16 protein-coding genes and 1 riboswitch are annotated in these 15,247 nt (G+C 74.6%); of the genes, 8 read left to right on the top strand and 8 right to left on the bottom strand.

From position 1 onward, the window contains the following. Positions 1-7: 7 nt before the first annotated feature. Positions 8-1,084: a phosphotransferase gene (locus tag NR072_RS01055; RefSeq protein ID WP_101965799.1), complete on the bottom strand. Its 1,077-nt coding sequence runs from the start codon at positions 1,082-1,084 to the stop codon at positions 8-10. A gap of 140 nt (positions 1,085-1,224) precedes the next feature. On the opposite strand from NR072_RS01055, the gene NR072_RS01050 reads away from it, so the two are divergent. Then, on the top strand, positions 1,225-2,112 hold the full coding sequence (locus NR072_RS01050) for a CPBP family intramembrane glutamic endopeptidase (RefSeq protein ID WP_256835857.1): 888 nt from the start codon (positions 1,225-1,227) through the stop codon (positions 2,110-2,112). A gap of 18 nt (positions 2,113-2,130) precedes the next feature. On the opposite strand, the gene NR072_RS01045 is transcribed toward NR072_RS01050, so the two are convergent. After that, complete coding sequence (locus NR072_RS01045) at positions 2,131-2,766, bottom strand: VOC family protein (RefSeq protein ID WP_101965801.1); 636 nt, start codon at positions 2,764-2,766, stop codon at positions 2,131-2,133. Between the two features lie 177 nt (positions 2,767-2,943). After that, a riboswitch (SAM riboswitch) is annotated at positions 2,944-3,059 on the top strand. A 130-nt stretch (positions 3,060-3,189) separates the two neighbouring features. On the opposite strand from NR072_RS01045, the gene NR072_RS01040 reads away from it, so the two are divergent. Further along, entirely contained in the window at positions 3,190-4,557 is a 1,368-nt protein-coding gene (locus NR072_RS01040) for a bifunctional o-acetylhomoserine/o-acetylserine sulfhydrylase (protein ID WP_101965802.1), read from the top strand. After that, entirely contained in the window at positions 4,554-5,684 is a 1,131-nt protein-coding gene (locus NR072_RS01035; RefSeq protein WP_101965803.1) for a homoserine O-acetyltransferase, read from the top strand. The genes NR072_RS01040 and NR072_RS01035 overlap by 4 nt, the downstream gene beginning before the upstream one ends. 75 nt (positions 5,685-5,759) lie before the next feature. Here NR072_RS01035 and NR072_RS01030 read toward each other — a convergent pair whose 3' ends face one another. Next, positions 5,760-6,653, bottom strand: coding sequence for an SGNH/GDSL hydrolase family protein (locus NR072_RS01030; RefSeq protein ID WP_041103533.1), 894 nt, complete (start codon positions 6,651-6,653; stop codon positions 5,760-5,762). Between the two features lie 80 nt (positions 6,654-6,733). Between NR072_RS01030 and NR072_RS01025 the strand changes: the two genes are divergently transcribed. Beyond that, the gene (locus NR072_RS01025) at positions 6,734-7,426 is read left to right on the top strand and encodes an alpha/beta hydrolase (protein WP_036340883.1); all 693 of its coding nucleotides are present in this window, start codon (positions 6,734-6,736) and stop codon (positions 7,424-7,426) included. 52 nt (positions 7,427-7,478) lie between these two features. On the opposite strand, the gene NR072_RS01020 is transcribed toward NR072_RS01025, so the two are convergent. Continuing rightward, the gene (locus NR072_RS01020) at positions 7,479-7,721 is read right to left on the bottom strand and encodes an RNA-binding S4 domain-containing protein (RefSeq protein ID WP_036317588.1); all 243 of its coding nucleotides are present in this window, start codon (positions 7,719-7,721) and stop codon (positions 7,479-7,481) included. A gap of 141 nt (positions 7,722-7,862) precedes the next feature. On the opposite strand from NR072_RS01020, the gene NR072_RS01015 reads away from it, so the two are divergent. From NR072_RS01015 to NR072_RS01005, 3 genes are read left to right on the top strand one after another with little or no spacing between them, the layout of a single operon-like run. Further along, positions 7,863-9,245 carry a glycine--tRNA ligase gene (locus NR072_RS01015; RefSeq protein WP_122054119.1) on the top strand — a complete coding sequence of 461 codons (1,383 nt, stop codon included), beginning with the start codon at positions 7,863-7,865 and terminating at the stop codon, positions 9,243-9,245. Next, positions 9,242-10,378 (top strand): GNAT family N-acetyltransferase, encoded by a 1,137-nt coding sequence (locus tag NR072_RS01010; RefSeq protein ID WP_122054121.1) that lies wholly within the window; start codon positions 9,242-9,244, stop codon positions 10,376-10,378. Before NR072_RS01015 ends, NR072_RS01010 begins: the two co-directional genes overlap by 4 nt. Next, positions 10,375-11,010, top strand: coding sequence for a cation transporter (locus tag NR072_RS01005; RefSeq protein ID WP_256835853.1), 636 nt, complete (start codon positions 10,375-10,377; stop codon positions 11,008-11,010). Before NR072_RS01010 ends, NR072_RS01005 begins: the two co-directional genes overlap by 4 nt. Positions 11,011-11,017: 7 nt before the next feature. Here NR072_RS01005 and NR072_RS01000 read toward each other — a convergent pair whose 3' ends face one another. Genes NR072_RS01000 through NR072_RS00985 form a run of 4 tightly spaced genes read right to left on the bottom strand, consistent with a single transcriptional unit; the run spans position 11,018 to position 13,534 of the window. Next, positions 11,018-11,848, bottom strand: coding sequence for an MFS transporter (locus tag NR072_RS01000; RefSeq protein ID WP_223247515.1), 831 nt, complete (start codon positions 11,846-11,848; stop codon positions 11,018-11,020). A gap of 18 nt (positions 11,849-11,866) precedes the next feature. Beyond that, positions 11,867-12,334 (bottom strand): hypothetical protein, encoded by a 468-nt coding sequence (locus NR072_RS00995; protein WP_256835851.1) that lies wholly within the window; start codon positions 12,332-12,334, stop codon positions 11,867-11,869. Then, on the bottom strand, positions 12,331-13,107 hold the full coding sequence (locus tag NR072_RS00990) for an LLM class flavin-dependent oxidoreductase (RefSeq protein WP_256835849.1): 777 nt from the start codon (positions 13,105-13,107) through the stop codon (positions 12,331-12,333). Before NR072_RS00990 ends, NR072_RS00995 begins: the two co-directional genes overlap by 4 nt. 37 nt (positions 13,108-13,144) lie before the next feature. Beyond that, complete coding sequence (locus tag NR072_RS00985) at positions 13,145-13,534, bottom strand: heavy metal-responsive transcriptional regulator (protein WP_010079214.1); 390 nt, start codon at positions 13,532-13,534, stop codon at positions 13,145-13,147. A 107-nt stretch (positions 13,535-13,641) separates the two neighbouring features. Here NR072_RS00985 and merA point away from each other — a divergent pair, with 107 nt between their 5' ends. Next, positions 13,642-15,066, top strand: coding sequence for a mercury(II) reductase (gene merA / locus NR072_RS00980; protein WP_010079213.1), 1,425 nt, complete (start codon positions 13,642-13,644; stop codon positions 15,064-15,066). Positions 15,067-15,247 lie beyond the last annotated feature (181 nt).

Genomic DNA, 15,247 nt, shown 5'->3' with positions numbered 1-15,247 from the left:
CGGGCCCTCAGCCGTCCAGGGCGGTGAGGGCCCGCGCCACGCGGGGCAGGGTCTTGCGCAGCAGGCGCCGCCAGGACCCCGCGGCCAGCCCGCCGACGATCACGTCCCGGGCCGCCGCGTCGTCGAGCGTCTCCAGGGCCATCGCCCCGAGCCACACGCGGGCCCGGCGCGCCTCGGCCGCGTCCCGGGCCAGGTCGGGCACCTTCTCCTCGCCGTGCCACAGCGCCAGGTAGGCGACGTTGAGGGCCGGGTCCCACGCGCACGCGAGGTCCCAGTCCAGCACCCCGGCCAACGCCCAGCGCAGCGGGGCGCGCGGGTCCTCGTCCTCGGGCACGGCGCGCCAGCGCATGTTGTGCCCGGCCAGGTCGCCGTGCACGAGCGACGGCGGCACGGGCGGCGCGGCGGTCCACGTCGTCACCGCGTCCGCGAGGGCAGCCACCGCGTCCGGCCACGCCTCGGCGCCCAGCCGCGCGTCGACGTCGTGCCCCTCCCACGCGCCCAGGCGCGCGGCGACCGCCCCCGGCAGCGCCGCGACGTGCCGGGCGCGCTCCGGCGTCCACGGGCCGCGGAACGCGAACGGGCGGCCGAGGTGCGGGGCGATCCGCGGGTCGGTGACGTCCACGGCGGCGAGGTCGTCGAGGACGCCGCGCAGCACGGCCGGATCGCCCTCGTGCGGCGGGTGCGGCCCGCCCGGGAGGAAGCGCTGCAGCACCGCGGCGCCCGGGCCCGCGGGGACGGGGTCCGAGAGGGCGACCGGGACGGCCCACGGCACGTCGCGCTCGGCCAGGGCCGAGGCGAGCCCGTCGAGGAGGGCCAGGCGCCGGGGCAGGTGCGCCGCGGGGTCCCGCTCGGGCGCCCACCGCGCGGCGGGGGCGGCGCCGACCTCGTGGGCCCGCGTCATCCGGAGGACGCCGACGTCCTCGAGCACCAGCACGCGGTGGAACTGCCCGCCCTCCTCCACGGACGCCGCGGCCCAGTCGGCTGTGCGGAGCCGGCGGGCGAGGGCGGGGTCGAGGCCGGGGCGGAGGTGCTGCAGGGCGCGGTGGACCAGCTCGAGCTCGCTGGGGGCAGGCGGGGAGACCACACGACCACGCTAACCCTCCCTCCGCCCTCCCGGACTTTCGAACGTGACATCGGGGGAATGGGGACTTTCGAACGGGAGAAAGGCCCCACCTCACGTTCGAAAGCGCCCGGGGGGAGAGGGGCGGGCCGATACTGGAGGGCATGCCCGCCACCCCGCGCACGTCCCGCACCCCGGCCGTCCGACCCGCCCCCGCGCTGCCCGCCCCGTCCGCGCGCACGGTGCGGTGGGAGATCGCGATCGTCCTCGGCCTCTCCCTGGGGAAGTCGGCGGTCTATGCGATCGTCCAGCTCATCGACAAGGCCACCCAGGCCCCGCTCGGCGAGCAGACCACCGTCCTCAACCCGGCCCTGGCCGACCGCTGGGTGTTCGACCTGACCTATCAGCTGCTCGGCATCGGGTTCGCGCTGGTGCCGGTGGCCCTCGTGCTGCACCTGATGCACCTGCGCGGCCGGAACCCGTTCCGGGTGCTCGGCCTCGACCTGCGCCGCCCCGGCCGCGACCTGGCCTGGGGCCTGGGCCTGTTCGCGGCCATCGGGCTGGGCACGCTCGGCGTCTACGCCGCCGGCCGGGCCCTGGGGATCACGACGGCGATCGTCGGCTCGGCGCTCGGGGAGAGCTGGTATCAGGTGCCGGTCCTGCTGCTCTCCGCGCTGCGGCACGGACTGCTGGAGGAGGTCATCGTGGGCGCCTGGCTCGTCGACCGGCTCGGGTATCTGCAGCGGCTGCGCGCCGCGGGCCTGGCGCGCGATCCGGCGCCGGCCGTGCCGTCGTCGTGGGTGAGCGCCGAGGGGCTGTACCTGCCGACCCGCGCGGCCGTGGTGGTGCTCGCCCTCGCGCTGCTGCGCGGGGCGTACCACCTGTACCAGGGGATCGGGCCGGGCGTGGGCAACGCCCTGTTGGGCGTGGTGTTCGCGCTCGTGTTCCTGCGGGTGCGCCGGGTGATGCCCCTGGTCATCGCGCACGCGCTGCTGGACGCCGTCGGGTTCGTCGGCTACCCGCTGCTGGCGCGGGCGGGGCTGCTCGGCTGAGCGGCCCCGCCCCCGCGCTCAGAGCGTGACCTCGCCCTTCGGGGTGCGGAAGGTGACCGAGACGATGCCCGGGGTGCCGGAGGGCGCGACGTACTCGATGTTCACGTCCTGGACCTGGCCGTCCTCGTCGTCGCCGAGCCACTCGGCGAGGCGCTCGGGGGAGCCGGCGATGTTCAGGCGCTCGATGGTGGCCTGCGGCTCGGCCGCCTGCGAGGGGTGCATGTCCTCCTGGCCGTCGGCCCAGCGCAGGATGAACGGCAGCTGCGGGTCCGCGAGGGTTCCCTTGATGCCGATCTGGCGCCAGGACAGCTCGCGGCCGTCCGGGAAGCGACGGTTGCCGGGGACGGCCTCGCGGCCGAGGCGGCGCTCGAACCGGCCGATGTCCGGGGTGGCCACCGCCCAGCTCATCCAGCCGCCGCCCTGCTCGGTGCGGGCGCGCACGAGCTGGCCGAACGGCGCGCTGAGGGAGGCCGGGTGGTCCAGGGCCTCGACGACCTCCAGATACTGCCTTTCCGTCATGGGGAAGAGCGCGTTCTGGGTGCCGAAACGTGGGTGGACACCGCCCTTGATCCGCTCGATGCCCAGCGTCTCGGCGATGCGGGCGACCGTGGCGTCCAGGCCCTCGGGGCCGGCGGCGTAGGACACGTGGTCCATGCGACAGGTGTGCACTGCGCTGTTCCTCTCCGTTCCCGGGCTGCCCCGGGGGTTGACCTGGTGCGAGTCCAGGGGCGTCGAGCCCTTGACGGGTCGGGCGCCCCGTGCGGAGAGCGTATCCACGTGTGACACGCGTGACGAAATCGTGGCGGGGCGGCGGGCTACACTCGGAGGCACGGTCACGAGAGTCAGCAACAGGCCCCGGCATGCTGACCGGCAACCCTCCTTCCGCGGTGGGGTGCCCCGGGTGACGACCAGGCCGGCCCCACAACGGACGCCGGCAAGCGCGGGCCGATCCCACGGCCCCTCTCGACGGCGCCGGGTCATCTCCGGCACCTCGACGACGCCGGTCCGCGGATCGGCACGTCGGCCGGCGGGCGGGGCGGCCGGGTCCGGCCCCTGAACCCTTCAGGAGGGTCCGCCATGACCGACCAGCCCACCCCGACCCCCGACGCCTGGGGCTTCTCCACCGCGCAGGTCCACGCGGGCGTCGCCGTCGGCCAGCACGCCTTCGGTGCGACCGCCCTGCCGATCTTCCAGACCACCTCGTACGACTTCCCGTCCGCCCAGGTGGCCGCGGACCGGTTCGCGCTCAAGGACCTCGACCCGCTCTACACCCGCATCGGCAACCCGACGCAGGGCCCGGTGGAGGAGAAGATCGCCGCGCTCGAGGGCGGTGTGGGCGCGCTGCTGCTGGCCTCCGGTCAGGCGGCGACGACGTTCGCGATCCTCAACCTCGCCGGCGCCGGCGACCACGTGGTCGCCTCGGCCAGCCTCTACGGCGGCACGCAGAACCTGTTCAAGCACACCCTCGCCAAGGTCGGCGTCGAGACGACGTTCGTGACCGACCCGGACGACCTCGAGTCCTGGCGCGCCGCCGTGAAGCCGAACACCAAGGCGTTCTTCGGCGAGACCCTCGGCAACCCGCGCGGGGACGTCCTGGACGTGCGCGCCGTCGCCGACGCCGCCCACGAGGCCGGCGTGCCGCTGATCGTGGACAACACGCTGGCCACCCCGTACCTGCTGCGACCGATCGAGCACGGCGCGGACGTCGTCACCCACTCCGCCACGAAGTACCTCGGCGGGCACGCCGCGGCCATCGCGGGCGTGATCGTCGACGCCGGCACGTTCGACTACGCGCAGCACGCCGAGCGGTTCCCCGGCTTCAACGAGCCGGACGAGTCCTACCACGGCCTCGTGTACGCGCGGGACCTCGGGGTGGGCTCGCCGCTCGGCGCCAACCTGGCCTTCATCCTCAAGGCGCGCGTGCAGCTGCTGCGCGACTACGGCTCGGCCATCTCCCCGTTCAACGCCTTCCTGGTGAACCTCGGCCTGGAGACCCTGTCCCTGCGCATGGAGCGGCAGGTGGCCAACGCGGCCGCGGTGGCGCGCTGGCTGGAGGGCCGCGACGACGTCGAGCACGTGGTCTACGCCGGCCTGGAGTCCAGCCCGTGGCACGAGCGGGCCCAGCGCTACCTGCCGAAGGGCGCGGGCGCGTTCGTCTCCTTCGAGATCGCGGGCGGCCGCGAGGCCGGGGCCGCGTTCGTGGACGGGCTCACCCTGCACCACCACGTGGCCAACATCGGTGACGTCCGCTCGCTCGTGGTGCACCCGGCCTCGACCACCCACTCCCAGCTCACCGACGACGAGCAGCGCGCCGCCGGCGTCACCCCCGGTCTGGTGCGGCTCTCACTCGGAGTGGAGGACGTCGAGGACATCCTCGCCGACCTCGAGCGCGGCTTCGCGGCCGCCGCCCGCCGCGGCGACGACGACGCGGGGGAGCGGGCATGACCGCCGTCGCCACGCGTCCGTCGCGCACCGCGCTGCCCCGCGGCGGCCGCCACCGCCTGCGGGTCGGCGAGCTGCGCACCGAGACCGGCGGGCTGCTGCCCGACGTCGAGCTGGCCTACGAGACCTGGGGCACCCTCGCCGCCGACGGCTCCAACGCCGTGCTCGTGCTGCACGCCCTCACCGGCGACGCGCACGTGGCCGCGCACGAGGAGGACCCGACGCCGGGCTGGTGGGACGCCCTCGTCGGCCCGGGCCGCGCCGTGGACACGGACCGGTGGTTCGTGGTCGCCCCCGCCATGATCGGCGGCTGCCACGGCTCCACCGGGCCCTCGACGCCCGCCCCCGACGGGCGGCCCTGGGGCTCCCGGTTCCCGTTCCTCACGCTGCGGGACGCGGTCGAGGCCGAGCGGCGCCTGGCCGACCACCTCGGGATCGGCGCCTGGCGCGCCGTGATCGGCGGATCGATGGGCGGGGCCCGCGCCCTCGAGTGGGCCGCGACCCACCCCGCGCGCGTCGCCGGGGTGGGTGTGCTGGCCGCCACCGCGGCCTCCTCCGCCGACCAGATCGCGTGGGGGCAGGCCCAGACCGCGGCCATCCGCCTCGACCCGGACTTCCAGGGCGGCGACTACTACCCCGGCCCCGGCCCCGTGGCCGGCCTGGGCATCGCCCGGCGCATCGCCCACACCACCTACCGCACGGCGGGAGAGCTCGGCCAGCGGTTCGGCCGGGAACCGCAGGGCGTCGAGGACCCGTTCGGCGCCGTCGTCGGGGTGCCGGGCGGGCGCGGGCGCTACGCCGTGGAGTCCTACCTGGACCACCAGGCGGCCAAGCTCACCGACCGGTTCGACGCGAACTCCTACCTCGTGGTCACCGAGGCCCTCATGGGCCACGACGTCGGGCGCGGGCGCGGCGGCGTGGCGGCGGCGCTCGCGGACTACCGGGGCCGGGCGTTCGTGGCCGCCGTCGACTCGGACCGGCTCTACCTGCCGGCCGAGTCCGAGGCGCTCGCGGCGGCGCTGCCCGCGCGGCCGCCGGTGCACACGATCGCCTCGCCCATCGGCCACGACGGCTTCCTCACCGAATACGGCCAGGTGGCCGACACGCTCAAGCGCACCCTCGCCCTCTGAACTTTCGTTCGGGAAACGGCGGCGTGTCGCGGCACTGTCGTTCGGGAAACGGCCACCGGTCCCCGCCGGCCGGGCTCAGGGCTCGACGATGTCCAGCGGCTCGGTGTGGTCCGAGCCCTGCGGCATCGGCGCGCCGAAGAGCGGCTCGGGGACGGGGCGCTTGGCCGTGACGCCGTCGCCGGAGGAGACGCCGCGGAGGCGGCGGACCACCCACGGCGCCAGATGCGTGCGCACCCATGCGGCGTCCGACGCGCGGGCCGCGCGCCACGTGCGCGGCGCCGGCGGGGAGAGGCGCAGGTGCTCGAGGCCGTGCTCCACGCCGAGGGTGTCCAGCACCATCGCGGCGATCGTGTGGTGGCCGAGCGCAGAGAAGTGCAGGCGGTCCTCGGCCCACATCTCCCGCCGGGCGAGGTCCTTGAGCGACCACATGTCCGGCACCAGCGCGTCGTGCCGCAGCGCGATGGTGCGCACGTTCTCGTTGTAGATCGCCACGGTGCCGCGGATGCGGCCGATGACGGGCGTGCCCTTCACGTCGGTCGCGTTGAACAGCAGCACGGTGGCGCCGTCGGAGGCCAGACGCTCGACGACGGCGTCCAACCGGACCGCGATCTCGTCCGGGTCCGCGCCGCGCAGGATGTCGTTGCCGCCCGCGCAGACGCTGATGAGGTCCGGCCGCAGGGCGAGCGCCGGCTCCACCTGGTCCTCGGCGATCTGGTCCAGCAGCTTCCCGCGGACCGCCAGGTTGGCGTAGGCCAGGTCCTCGCCGGGCGGCGTCAGGCGGGAGAGCTCCTCGGCCAGGCGGTCGGCCCAGCCGCGGTGGTAGCCGGGACGGTCCGGGTCCGGGTCGCCGATGCCCTCGGAGAACGAGTCCCCGATGGCGACGTAGCGGCGCCACGGATGGGCGGCGGGGTCGTCGACCGGGGTCGCGTCGGAGGCGTGCGGAGGCTGGGAGGAGGATGGGTTACCCACGGGTAGGATTCTGCCCACGTCGCGCGGGAGGGGTCAACCTCCGGGAGGGGCCGACCGTGCCGCTCGCTAGGCTGGCGGACGTGAACGCGAACCCCACCCCCGCCGTCGAGCCCGTCGTCCGCTGGTCCCGCCCCGAGGGCGAGCGCACCGAGGACCTGCTGATCGTCCTGCACGGCTACGGCGCGAACGAGGACGACCTGTTCGGCCTCGTCCCGCACCTGCCCGAGCACGTCACGGTGGCCGCCGTCCGCGCGCCCCTGCCCCTGCAGCCGGGCTCCCACGCCTGGTTCCCGCTCTCCCAGGACCCCGTCACGGGCGAGCTGGGCTCCACCGCCGAGCCGGTCCGCGAGGCCGTCGAGGCCCTGCACGCCTGGGTGCAGGCGGTGCGCGGGGACTTCCGCACCGTCTCCCTGCTCGGCTTCTCGCAGGGCATGGCGATGGCCACGTCGCTGCTGCGCCTGGACCCGGAGGCCTACGCGTGCACCGTGGCGCTGTCCGGCTTCGTGGTGGACCCGGAGCTCACCGAGCCGCGGCTGCGCGAGCTGTTCACCCGCGACGACGACGTCGCCCGCGTCCGACCGAAGGTCTTCTGGGGCCGCGGCCAGGAGGACCCGATCATCTCCGAGCCCCGGGTCGAGGAGACCCATGCCTGGCTGAACGCCCACGTGGACCTCATGAAGATCGTCTACGCCGGGCTCGGCCACGCGATCAACGAGCAGGAGCTGGGCCACGTGAAGGAGTACCTCGCCCACATGGTGCCGCCCCGCGGCTGACGCGCCGGACCTGCTCGACGACGGCGCCGCGGCCGCCCGCCGCGGCGTCGGCTCAGGCCTGCCCGGCCTGGACGACGAACGCCTCTCCGGCGAACTCGACGACGTCCCCGTCGTGCAGCTGGGCGCCGCGGCGCGTCTCCACCGCGCCGTTGACGGTGACGAGTCCGTCGGTGACGACGTCGCGGGCCATGGCCCCGTCCTCCACGAGGGAGGCGAGCTTGAGCGCCTGGCCGAGGCGGATGGACTCGTCACGGATGGGCAGGGGCTGGGCGTCGGGTGCGTTCGTCTCGGTCATGGTGTCCATCATGGCCGGTAGGCTGGACGGGATCGACCGGCGCGCCGCGCCGGAACGGGCCCGCCGCCTCGAAGGCGGCCGGGCGCCGTCGTCGTCGTGATCCCCTCCCGCCCCGCCGATGAGTACGGAAGTGATGCCCCCATGGCTGCCAAGTCCCCGCTGGACAACGTCATCAACCTCGCCAAGCGCCGAGGCTTCGTGTTCCAGGCCGGTGAGATCTACGGCGGTTCGCGCTCCGCGTGGGACTACGGGCCCCTGGGTGTGGAGCTGAAGGAGAACATCAAGGCGGAATGGTGGAAGACCTTCGTGCGCTCCCGCGAGGACATGGTGGGCCTGGACTCCTCCATCATCCTGCCGCGCGCGGTGTGGGAGGCCTCCGGCCACGTCGAGACCTTCACCGACCCGCTCGTGGAGTGCACCCAGTGCCACAGGCGCCACCGCCAGGACCACCTGCTCGAGGCGTTCGAGGCCAAGAAGGGCCGGCCGGCCGAGGGCATGGCCGAGATCGTGTGCCCGGACTGCGGCACCCAGGGTGCCTGGACCGAGCCGCAGCTGTTCTCGGGCCTGGTCAAGACCTACCTCGGCCCCGTGGACAACGAGGAGGGCCTGCACTACATGCGCCCGGAGACGGCGCAGGGCATCTTCGTGAACTTCCTCAACGTGCTGGGCGCGGCCCGGAAGAAGCCGCCGTTCGGCATCGGCCAGATCGGCAAGGCGTTCCGCAACGAGATCACCCCGGGCAACTTCATCTTCCGCACCCGCGAGTTCGAGCAGATGGAGATCGAGTACTTCGTGCCGCCGGCCGAGGCGAAACAGCACTTCGACCGCTGGGTCGAGGACTGCTGGGACTGGTTCATCGACCTCGGCATCGACCCCGCGCACCTGCGGAAGTTCGACGTCCCCGCGGAGGACCGTGCGCACTATTCGGACGGCACCATCGACCTCGAGTACGACTTCGGCTTCACCGGCGGCGACGGCTGGGGCGAGCTGATGGGCATCGCGAACCGCACCGACTACGACCTGGGCCAGCACACGACGCACTCCGGCACGAAGATGCAGTACTTCGACCAGGCCAACAACGAGCACTACACCCCGTACGTGATCGAGCCGTCCTTCGGCCTGACCCGCGCCATGATGGCGTTCCTCGTGGACGCCTACGCCGAGGACGAGGCCCCGAACGCCAAGGGCGGCGTGGACGTGCGCACCGTGCTCAAGCTGGACCCGCGCCTGGCCCCGGTCAAGGCCGCCGTGCTCCCGCTGTCGAAGAAGCCCGAGCTGCAGCCGGCCACCCAGTCCCTCGCGGCGGAGCTGCGCGGCCTGTGGAACATCGAGACGGACGACTCCGGCGCGATCGGCCGTCGCTACCGCCGCCAGGACGAGATCGGCACCCCGTTCTGCATCACCGTCGACTTCGACACCCTCGAGGACCAGGCCGTGACCATCCGCGAGCGGGACACCATGGCCCAGGAGCGCGTGGCGCTGTCCCAGGTGAAGTCCTACCTGCTGGAGCGCCTGGTCAAGTGAGCGGGGACGTGACGGGAGCGGCCGGGGCCGCGGGACACGACGACGGCGGCGCGCTGTTCGACTCCGCCGCGGTCGCCGGCGGGGAGATCGTGCTGCGTCCCTGGCGGCCCGGGGACGACCTGGCCCTGCTCGAGGTGTGGGGTGACCCGGCCAACGCGCAGCAGCACCAGGACCGGGCGATGCTCGCCGAGGACGCGGAACGGCCCTGGCGCCGCGCGCTCGTGGCCGAGGCCGCCGGCGTGCCGGTGGCGGCCGGCGTCGTCTATGCCTCGTCCGTGCACCCGCGGCGGCTGTGGCTGTACGTCGAGACCGCGGCCGCCGAGCGGCGCCGGGGCATCGGCCGGGCGCTCGTGGCGGCCCTGCGGGGGCTCGCCGCGGAGGCGCACGCCGCCGGCGCCATCCCGACGACCGCGCTGAAGGCCCGATTCGCCAAGGACGCCCTGGTGCCCGGCGTGAGCGGTGCCGACCCGCAGACCGACGCCGAGGGCCCGGCCGGCCAGCCGCCCGTGGACACGGAGGCCGTGCGGTCCCAGACCGCCGCACTGGCCGCCGGCACCGAGGCGTTCCTCGTGGCCGAGGGCTTCACCCCCGTGCAGCGCTCCCGCCGCGTCGCGATCGCCCCGGGGGCCATCGGCCTGCCGGACGTGCGCGGGGAGGAGCACCCGGACGGCGTGGTCCTCGAGGAGGCCTCGACCGGCTCCGTCGAGCTGACGCAGGCGGTCACCGCGTTCTATGACGCCGTGCACGCCTGGGACCCGTCGACCCTGAGCGTCGGGGCCGCCCAGCAGCTGCTGCTGGGCCCGGCCACCGGGGCCGCGGGCGCCGTCGTGCTCCGCGACGCGCCGAAGGCCGAGGGCGGGCGCATCCGCGCGTTCGCGGTGTCCTACACCCCGGAGCGCCAGGACGCGCCGGCCGATGTGCTCGTGGGCTGGGATCCGGAGCTGGGGGAGGAGGACGCGCTGCAGGCCGTGGCCGACCTGCTCGCCCTGCTCGTGGCCCAGTACCCCGTGCAGATCGAGGTGGACGAGGCGATGGCCCCGCTGGAGCGGATCGTGGACGGGCTCATCGGCGGCAACGCGGCGCGGACGCTGGTGGACACGTACGTGTTCGTGGACGACGCGCCGGGCGCGTGAACCGGGCGGCCGTAGCGGACCGCCGGCGCACCCGCACCCTGCGGGGCACCGTCCTGGCGGTGGCCCTGCTCAACGGCGCCTACCTGGTGGTCGAGATCATCCTGGCCCTGGGGATCGGCTCGGTGGCCCTCGTGGCGGACTCCGTCGACTTCTTCGAGGACTTCGCCGTCAACCTGCTGATCTTCGTGGCGCTCGGGTGGACGGCGGCCCGGCAGGCGGTCATCGGCAAGGTCATGGCCGGGATCATCGTGCTCCCGGCCGTGGCGGCGCTCGTCATGGCAGCCACGAAGATCGGCGACCCCGAGCCGCCCGCCGCGGGCGTGCTGCTGGGGGCGGCCGTCGGCTCGCTCCTCGTGAACATCGTGTGCGTGGCCCTGCTGGCCCGCGTCCGCACCGACGGCGGCTCCCTCACCCGGGCGGCCTGGCTCGCGGCGCGCAACGACCTCGTGGCCGGCGTCGTGCTGATCGCCCTGTCCGGGATCACGGTGCTGACGGCGTCGGGCTGGGCGGACATCATCGTGGGCGTGCTTCTCGTGCTGCTCAACGGCTCCGCCGCCAAGGAGATCTGGGAGGCCGCGACCGAGGAGCACCTGGCGGCCCAGGCCCTCGCCGGCGAGGTCGACGACGACTGAGCGGTTCCTACGGGGCGGCGGGCAGCCGGGCGGCGAGCACCGCCCCGACGGCGGCCAGGCCCAGGAACACCGTCAGCGCCGGTGCAAGACCGACGGCGCCGGCCAGCGCCCCGACCGCCGGGCTGAGCCCAACCCCGGCCAGCCGCATGCACCAGCTCGTCACCGCCAGCCCGGTCTGCGGCCGGAGCCCGGGCGCCTCGTCGCCGAGCGCATAGGCCACGGGCACCACCACGGCGCAGCCGAGCCCCGCCAGGGCCAGCCCCGCGAACGCGGCAGGCACGGCCACCGGCTCGGGCAGCGGCGCCAGGGCCAGCCCCAGCCCCACGACGACGGCGCCCAGCCCCGCCGTCAGCGCCCCGCGGCGTCCCAGGGCGGCGAGGGTGCGGTCGCCCGCGAGGCGTCCGACGAACTGCGCGCCCAGCAGCGTCGACGCGCCGAGCACCGCCGCGGCCGGATCCAGGCCGCGCTCCGTGATCAGGAACAGGGTGGCCCACGCGTTGCCGAACTCCTCCACGCCGAACCCGGCCATCGCGATCACCACGGCGGGGACGAGCACGGCCACGGCGGCGCGGCGGGGGAGGGCTTGGGCGGCCGGGGCAGGCGGCGTGGACGTCTCCGACGGTGCGGGTGACTGATCCGCGGCGCCGCGGGCGGACGCCGAGTCCACGGGAGCCTCCGCCAGGAACAGGCGCCGGACCCCCAGCAGCACCGCGACGCACACGGCGCCGTTGAGCCCCAGGTGCAGGGCCGCGGGGCCGCCCACGGTGATGACCGCCGCACCGAGCCCGGCACCGGCGGCCGCTCCGAGGCTCCAGCCGGCGTGCATGGTCGTGAGCACGGGCCGGGCCAGCCGGGTCTACACCTGCAGGCCCTGCGCGTTCTGGGCGGTGTCCACGACGGCGTCGAGCACGCCCGAGGCCACGACGAGGCCCGCGAAGACCCACAGCGGCCAGGCCGCGGCCGTGCCCGCACCGTGCCCGGCCCCCGCGCCCGCCCCGGCGACGTCGAGGACGAGACCGGCCGCCGTCGTGAGCAGGGCGATGGCCACGCTGCCGGCGAGCATGACGCGGCGGGCGCCGAACCGGCGCAGGATCGGCGCGGGCAGGGGCCCGGCGAGCGTGCCGCCCACGGCGAGCGCGATGACGAGCAGGCCGAACGCGGCCGGGTCCAGGCCGAACGCGGCCTTGGCCTCCGGGTAGTGCGGGATGAGCGCGCCGAGCAGGGCGCCGTTCGTCGCGAAGGCGGCGGTGACGGCCCAGCGCGCGCGACGGGCTCGGGCGACGCCGTCGTCGGCGGCCGGAAGGTGAGGCGGGGCCTCGCTCATGCATCCCAGCCGAGCAGGCGCCAGACCTCCGCCCAGCCGGCGAAGATCTTCGCGTTGTACTCGACCCCGAGCTGGTTGGGGTTGGCGAACAGGACCCAGTCGGCGGCGGCGACGGCGTCGTCGGCGGCGAGCTTCTCCGCGACCTCCTCGGCGGACCCGGCATAGGTCGGGCCGGAGCGGGCGGCGCCGCCCTCGAGCATGCCGGAGGAGTCGCGCGAGGCCCGCTCCCGGCCGAAGTACAGCTCGTCCTCCCGGTCCTGGATGACGAACGCGGAGCGCGTGACCGCCGTGCGGCCCGGGCCCGTGTGGCCGGCCGCGGCGAAGGCCTCCCGGTAGCGGGCGATCTGGTCGGCCTGCTGCACGTGGAAGGGTCGGCCGTCGTCCTGCAGGAGCAGGGTGGAGGAGAGCATGTTGTAGCCGTCCGTGGCGGCGCCGGCCACCGAGCCCACGGAGCCGGACCCCCACCAGATGCGGTCCGCGAGCCCGGGGGAGTGCGGCTCGATCCGCAGCGGCTGCGAGCTGTGCGCCCAGCCGGAGGTGAGGTCCGGCGTCGCGATGCCCTCGCCGCGCACGGCCGAGAGGAACCGGCGTCCGCGCTCTCGGGTCACGTCGGCCCAGGTCTGCCCCTCGTCGAGGGCGTAGCCGAACTGCGCCTGGCCGTCGAGGGCGGCCTCGGGTGAGCCGCGGGAGACGCCGAGCTCGAGCCGGCCGCCGGAGATGAGGTCCGTGGTGGCCGCGGCCTCGGCCATGTACAGGGGGTTCTCATACCGCATGTCGGGCTTGTGGCGTTGGTGCGACCGGCTCTGCCGTTTACAGGTACCGGCAGACCTGGTCCGCGCTGCACGAGTCGGGGTCGGGCTGCGCGGCGTCGCGTCTGAGCTCGGTGATGGTGTCGCGCAGCGCGGCGAGCTGGGCGATCTGCTGCTCGATCTCGGCGAGGCGTGCGTCGAGGAGGTCGCGCACGTGCTCGCAGGGAGCAGCGCCGTCGTCGCGGATGTCGAGGATCTGGCGGATCTGGGCGAGGGTGAGGCCCGCGGCCTGGCCGCGGTGGACGAAGTCGATCCGGGCGGCCGTCTCGGGCGCGTAGTCGCGGTATCCGGACGGCGTGCGCTCGGCCGGCGGCAGCAGGCCCTGCTCCTCGTAGAACCGCAGCGTCTTCGCCGTCGTTCCCGCCCGCTCGGCGAGTTCCCCGATGCGCATCGCAGGCCCCCTCTTCTTTCGGCAGAAGTCCTCTTGACCTTCCCCTGCACTGGAAGGTCCAGTATGGCTGAGACAGACCGGAAGACCAAGTGTTGACAGGAGCTGCGATGCCCACGAAGTACGACCTCGCCATCATCGGATCGGGCGGTGGTGCGTTCGCCGCCGCGATCCGCGCGACCACGCTCGGCAAGTCGGTGGTGATGATCGAGCGCGGGACGCTGGGCGGCACCTGCGTGAACACCGGCTGCGTGCCGTCGAAGGCCCTGATCGCCGCGGCCGACGCACGGCACTCCGCGGCCGACGCCGCCGACCGGTTCCCGGGGATCGCGACGACGGCGGGGCCGGTGGACATGCCCGCCCTGATCGCCGGGAAGCAGGCGCTGGTCGAGTCGCTGCGGGGCGAGAAGTACGCCGACGTCGCCGACTCCTACGGGTGGGCCGTCCGCCGCGGCGACGCCGCGTTCGCCGGCACCCCCGACGCTCCGGTCCTCCAGGTCGCCGGGGACGACGGCAGCACCGAGACGATCGAGGCCGGGCACTTCCTGGTGGCGACCGGCTCTCGGCCGTGGGCCCCGCCGATCGACGGCCTGGACGAGACCGGGTACCTGACCTCGACCACGGCGATGGAGCTGACCGAACTCCCTGAGTCCCTGCTCGTGCTCGGCGGCGGCTACGTCGCCCTGGAGCAGGCGCAGCTGTTCGCCCGGCTCGGCTCCCAGGTCACCGTGCTGGTCCGGTCCCGGCTCGCGTCGAAGGAGGAGCCGGAGGTGTCCAGGACGCTGGAGGAGGTGTTCGCCGACGAGGGCATCCGGGTGGTCCGCCGCGCGCTGCCGACGCGGGTGTCCCGCGACGCCGCGACCGGGCAGGCCGTCGTCACCGCGGACGTCGCCGGGGGGCGGGAGGAGTTCCGCGCCGACCAGGTGCTCGTCGCCCTCGGACGACGACCGGTCACCGACGGGCTCGGCCTCGACAGGGTCGGGGTCGAGACCGGGGACCTCGGCGAGGTGGTCGTCTCCGACCGGATGCAGTCCTCCCACCCGCGGATCTGGGCCGCAGGCGACGTGACCGGCCACCCCGAGTTCGTCTACGTCGCCGCCCACCACGGCACCCTCGTCGCCGAGAACGCGTTCGCCGACGCCGACCGGGCCGTGGACTACGCCCGACTGCCGAGGGTGACGTTCACCGGCCCGGCGATCGGCGCGGTCGGGATGACCGAGAAGGACGTCGTCGCCGCCGGGATCCGCTGCGACTGCCGCGTCCTGCCGCTGCACCACGTGCCCCGCGCACTGGTCAACCGCGACACCCGCGGCTTCGTCAAGATCGTCGTGGACGCCGACACCGGGAAGATTCTCGGCATCACCGCCGTCGCCAAGGACGCCGGCGAGCTCGCCGCCGCCGGGGTCCACGTGCTCGGCAAGACGGTCGCCGAGGTCGCCGACGCCTGGGCCCCCTACCTGACCATGGCCGAGGGCATCCGGATCGCCGCCAAGGCCTTCACCACCGATCCGTCGCTCCTGTCGTGCTGCGCGTGAACGCGCACGCAGACAATCGGGGGGAACGCTCAGCTGGGAGAGGAACAGACGATGAGCGGCGATAAGGACCACGACTCGCATCGCGCGGGCGTGCTTGTCGGTGCTGGGACGGGCTTGCTCCTGTTGGCATGCTGCGCGCTTCCGCTGCTGATCTGCTGCGGCCTGCCTCTCCTCGCCGCGG

This window comes from Micrococcus sp. Mcc89, from assembly GCF_024519795.1.
Taxonomy (GTDB): Bacteria; Actinomycetota; Actinomycetes; order Actinomycetales; family Micrococcaceae; genus Micrococcus; species Micrococcus luteus.
The sequence above is the reverse complement of the archived record's forward strand: the minus strand, read 5'-3'. Positions and strand labels throughout refer to the sequence as shown.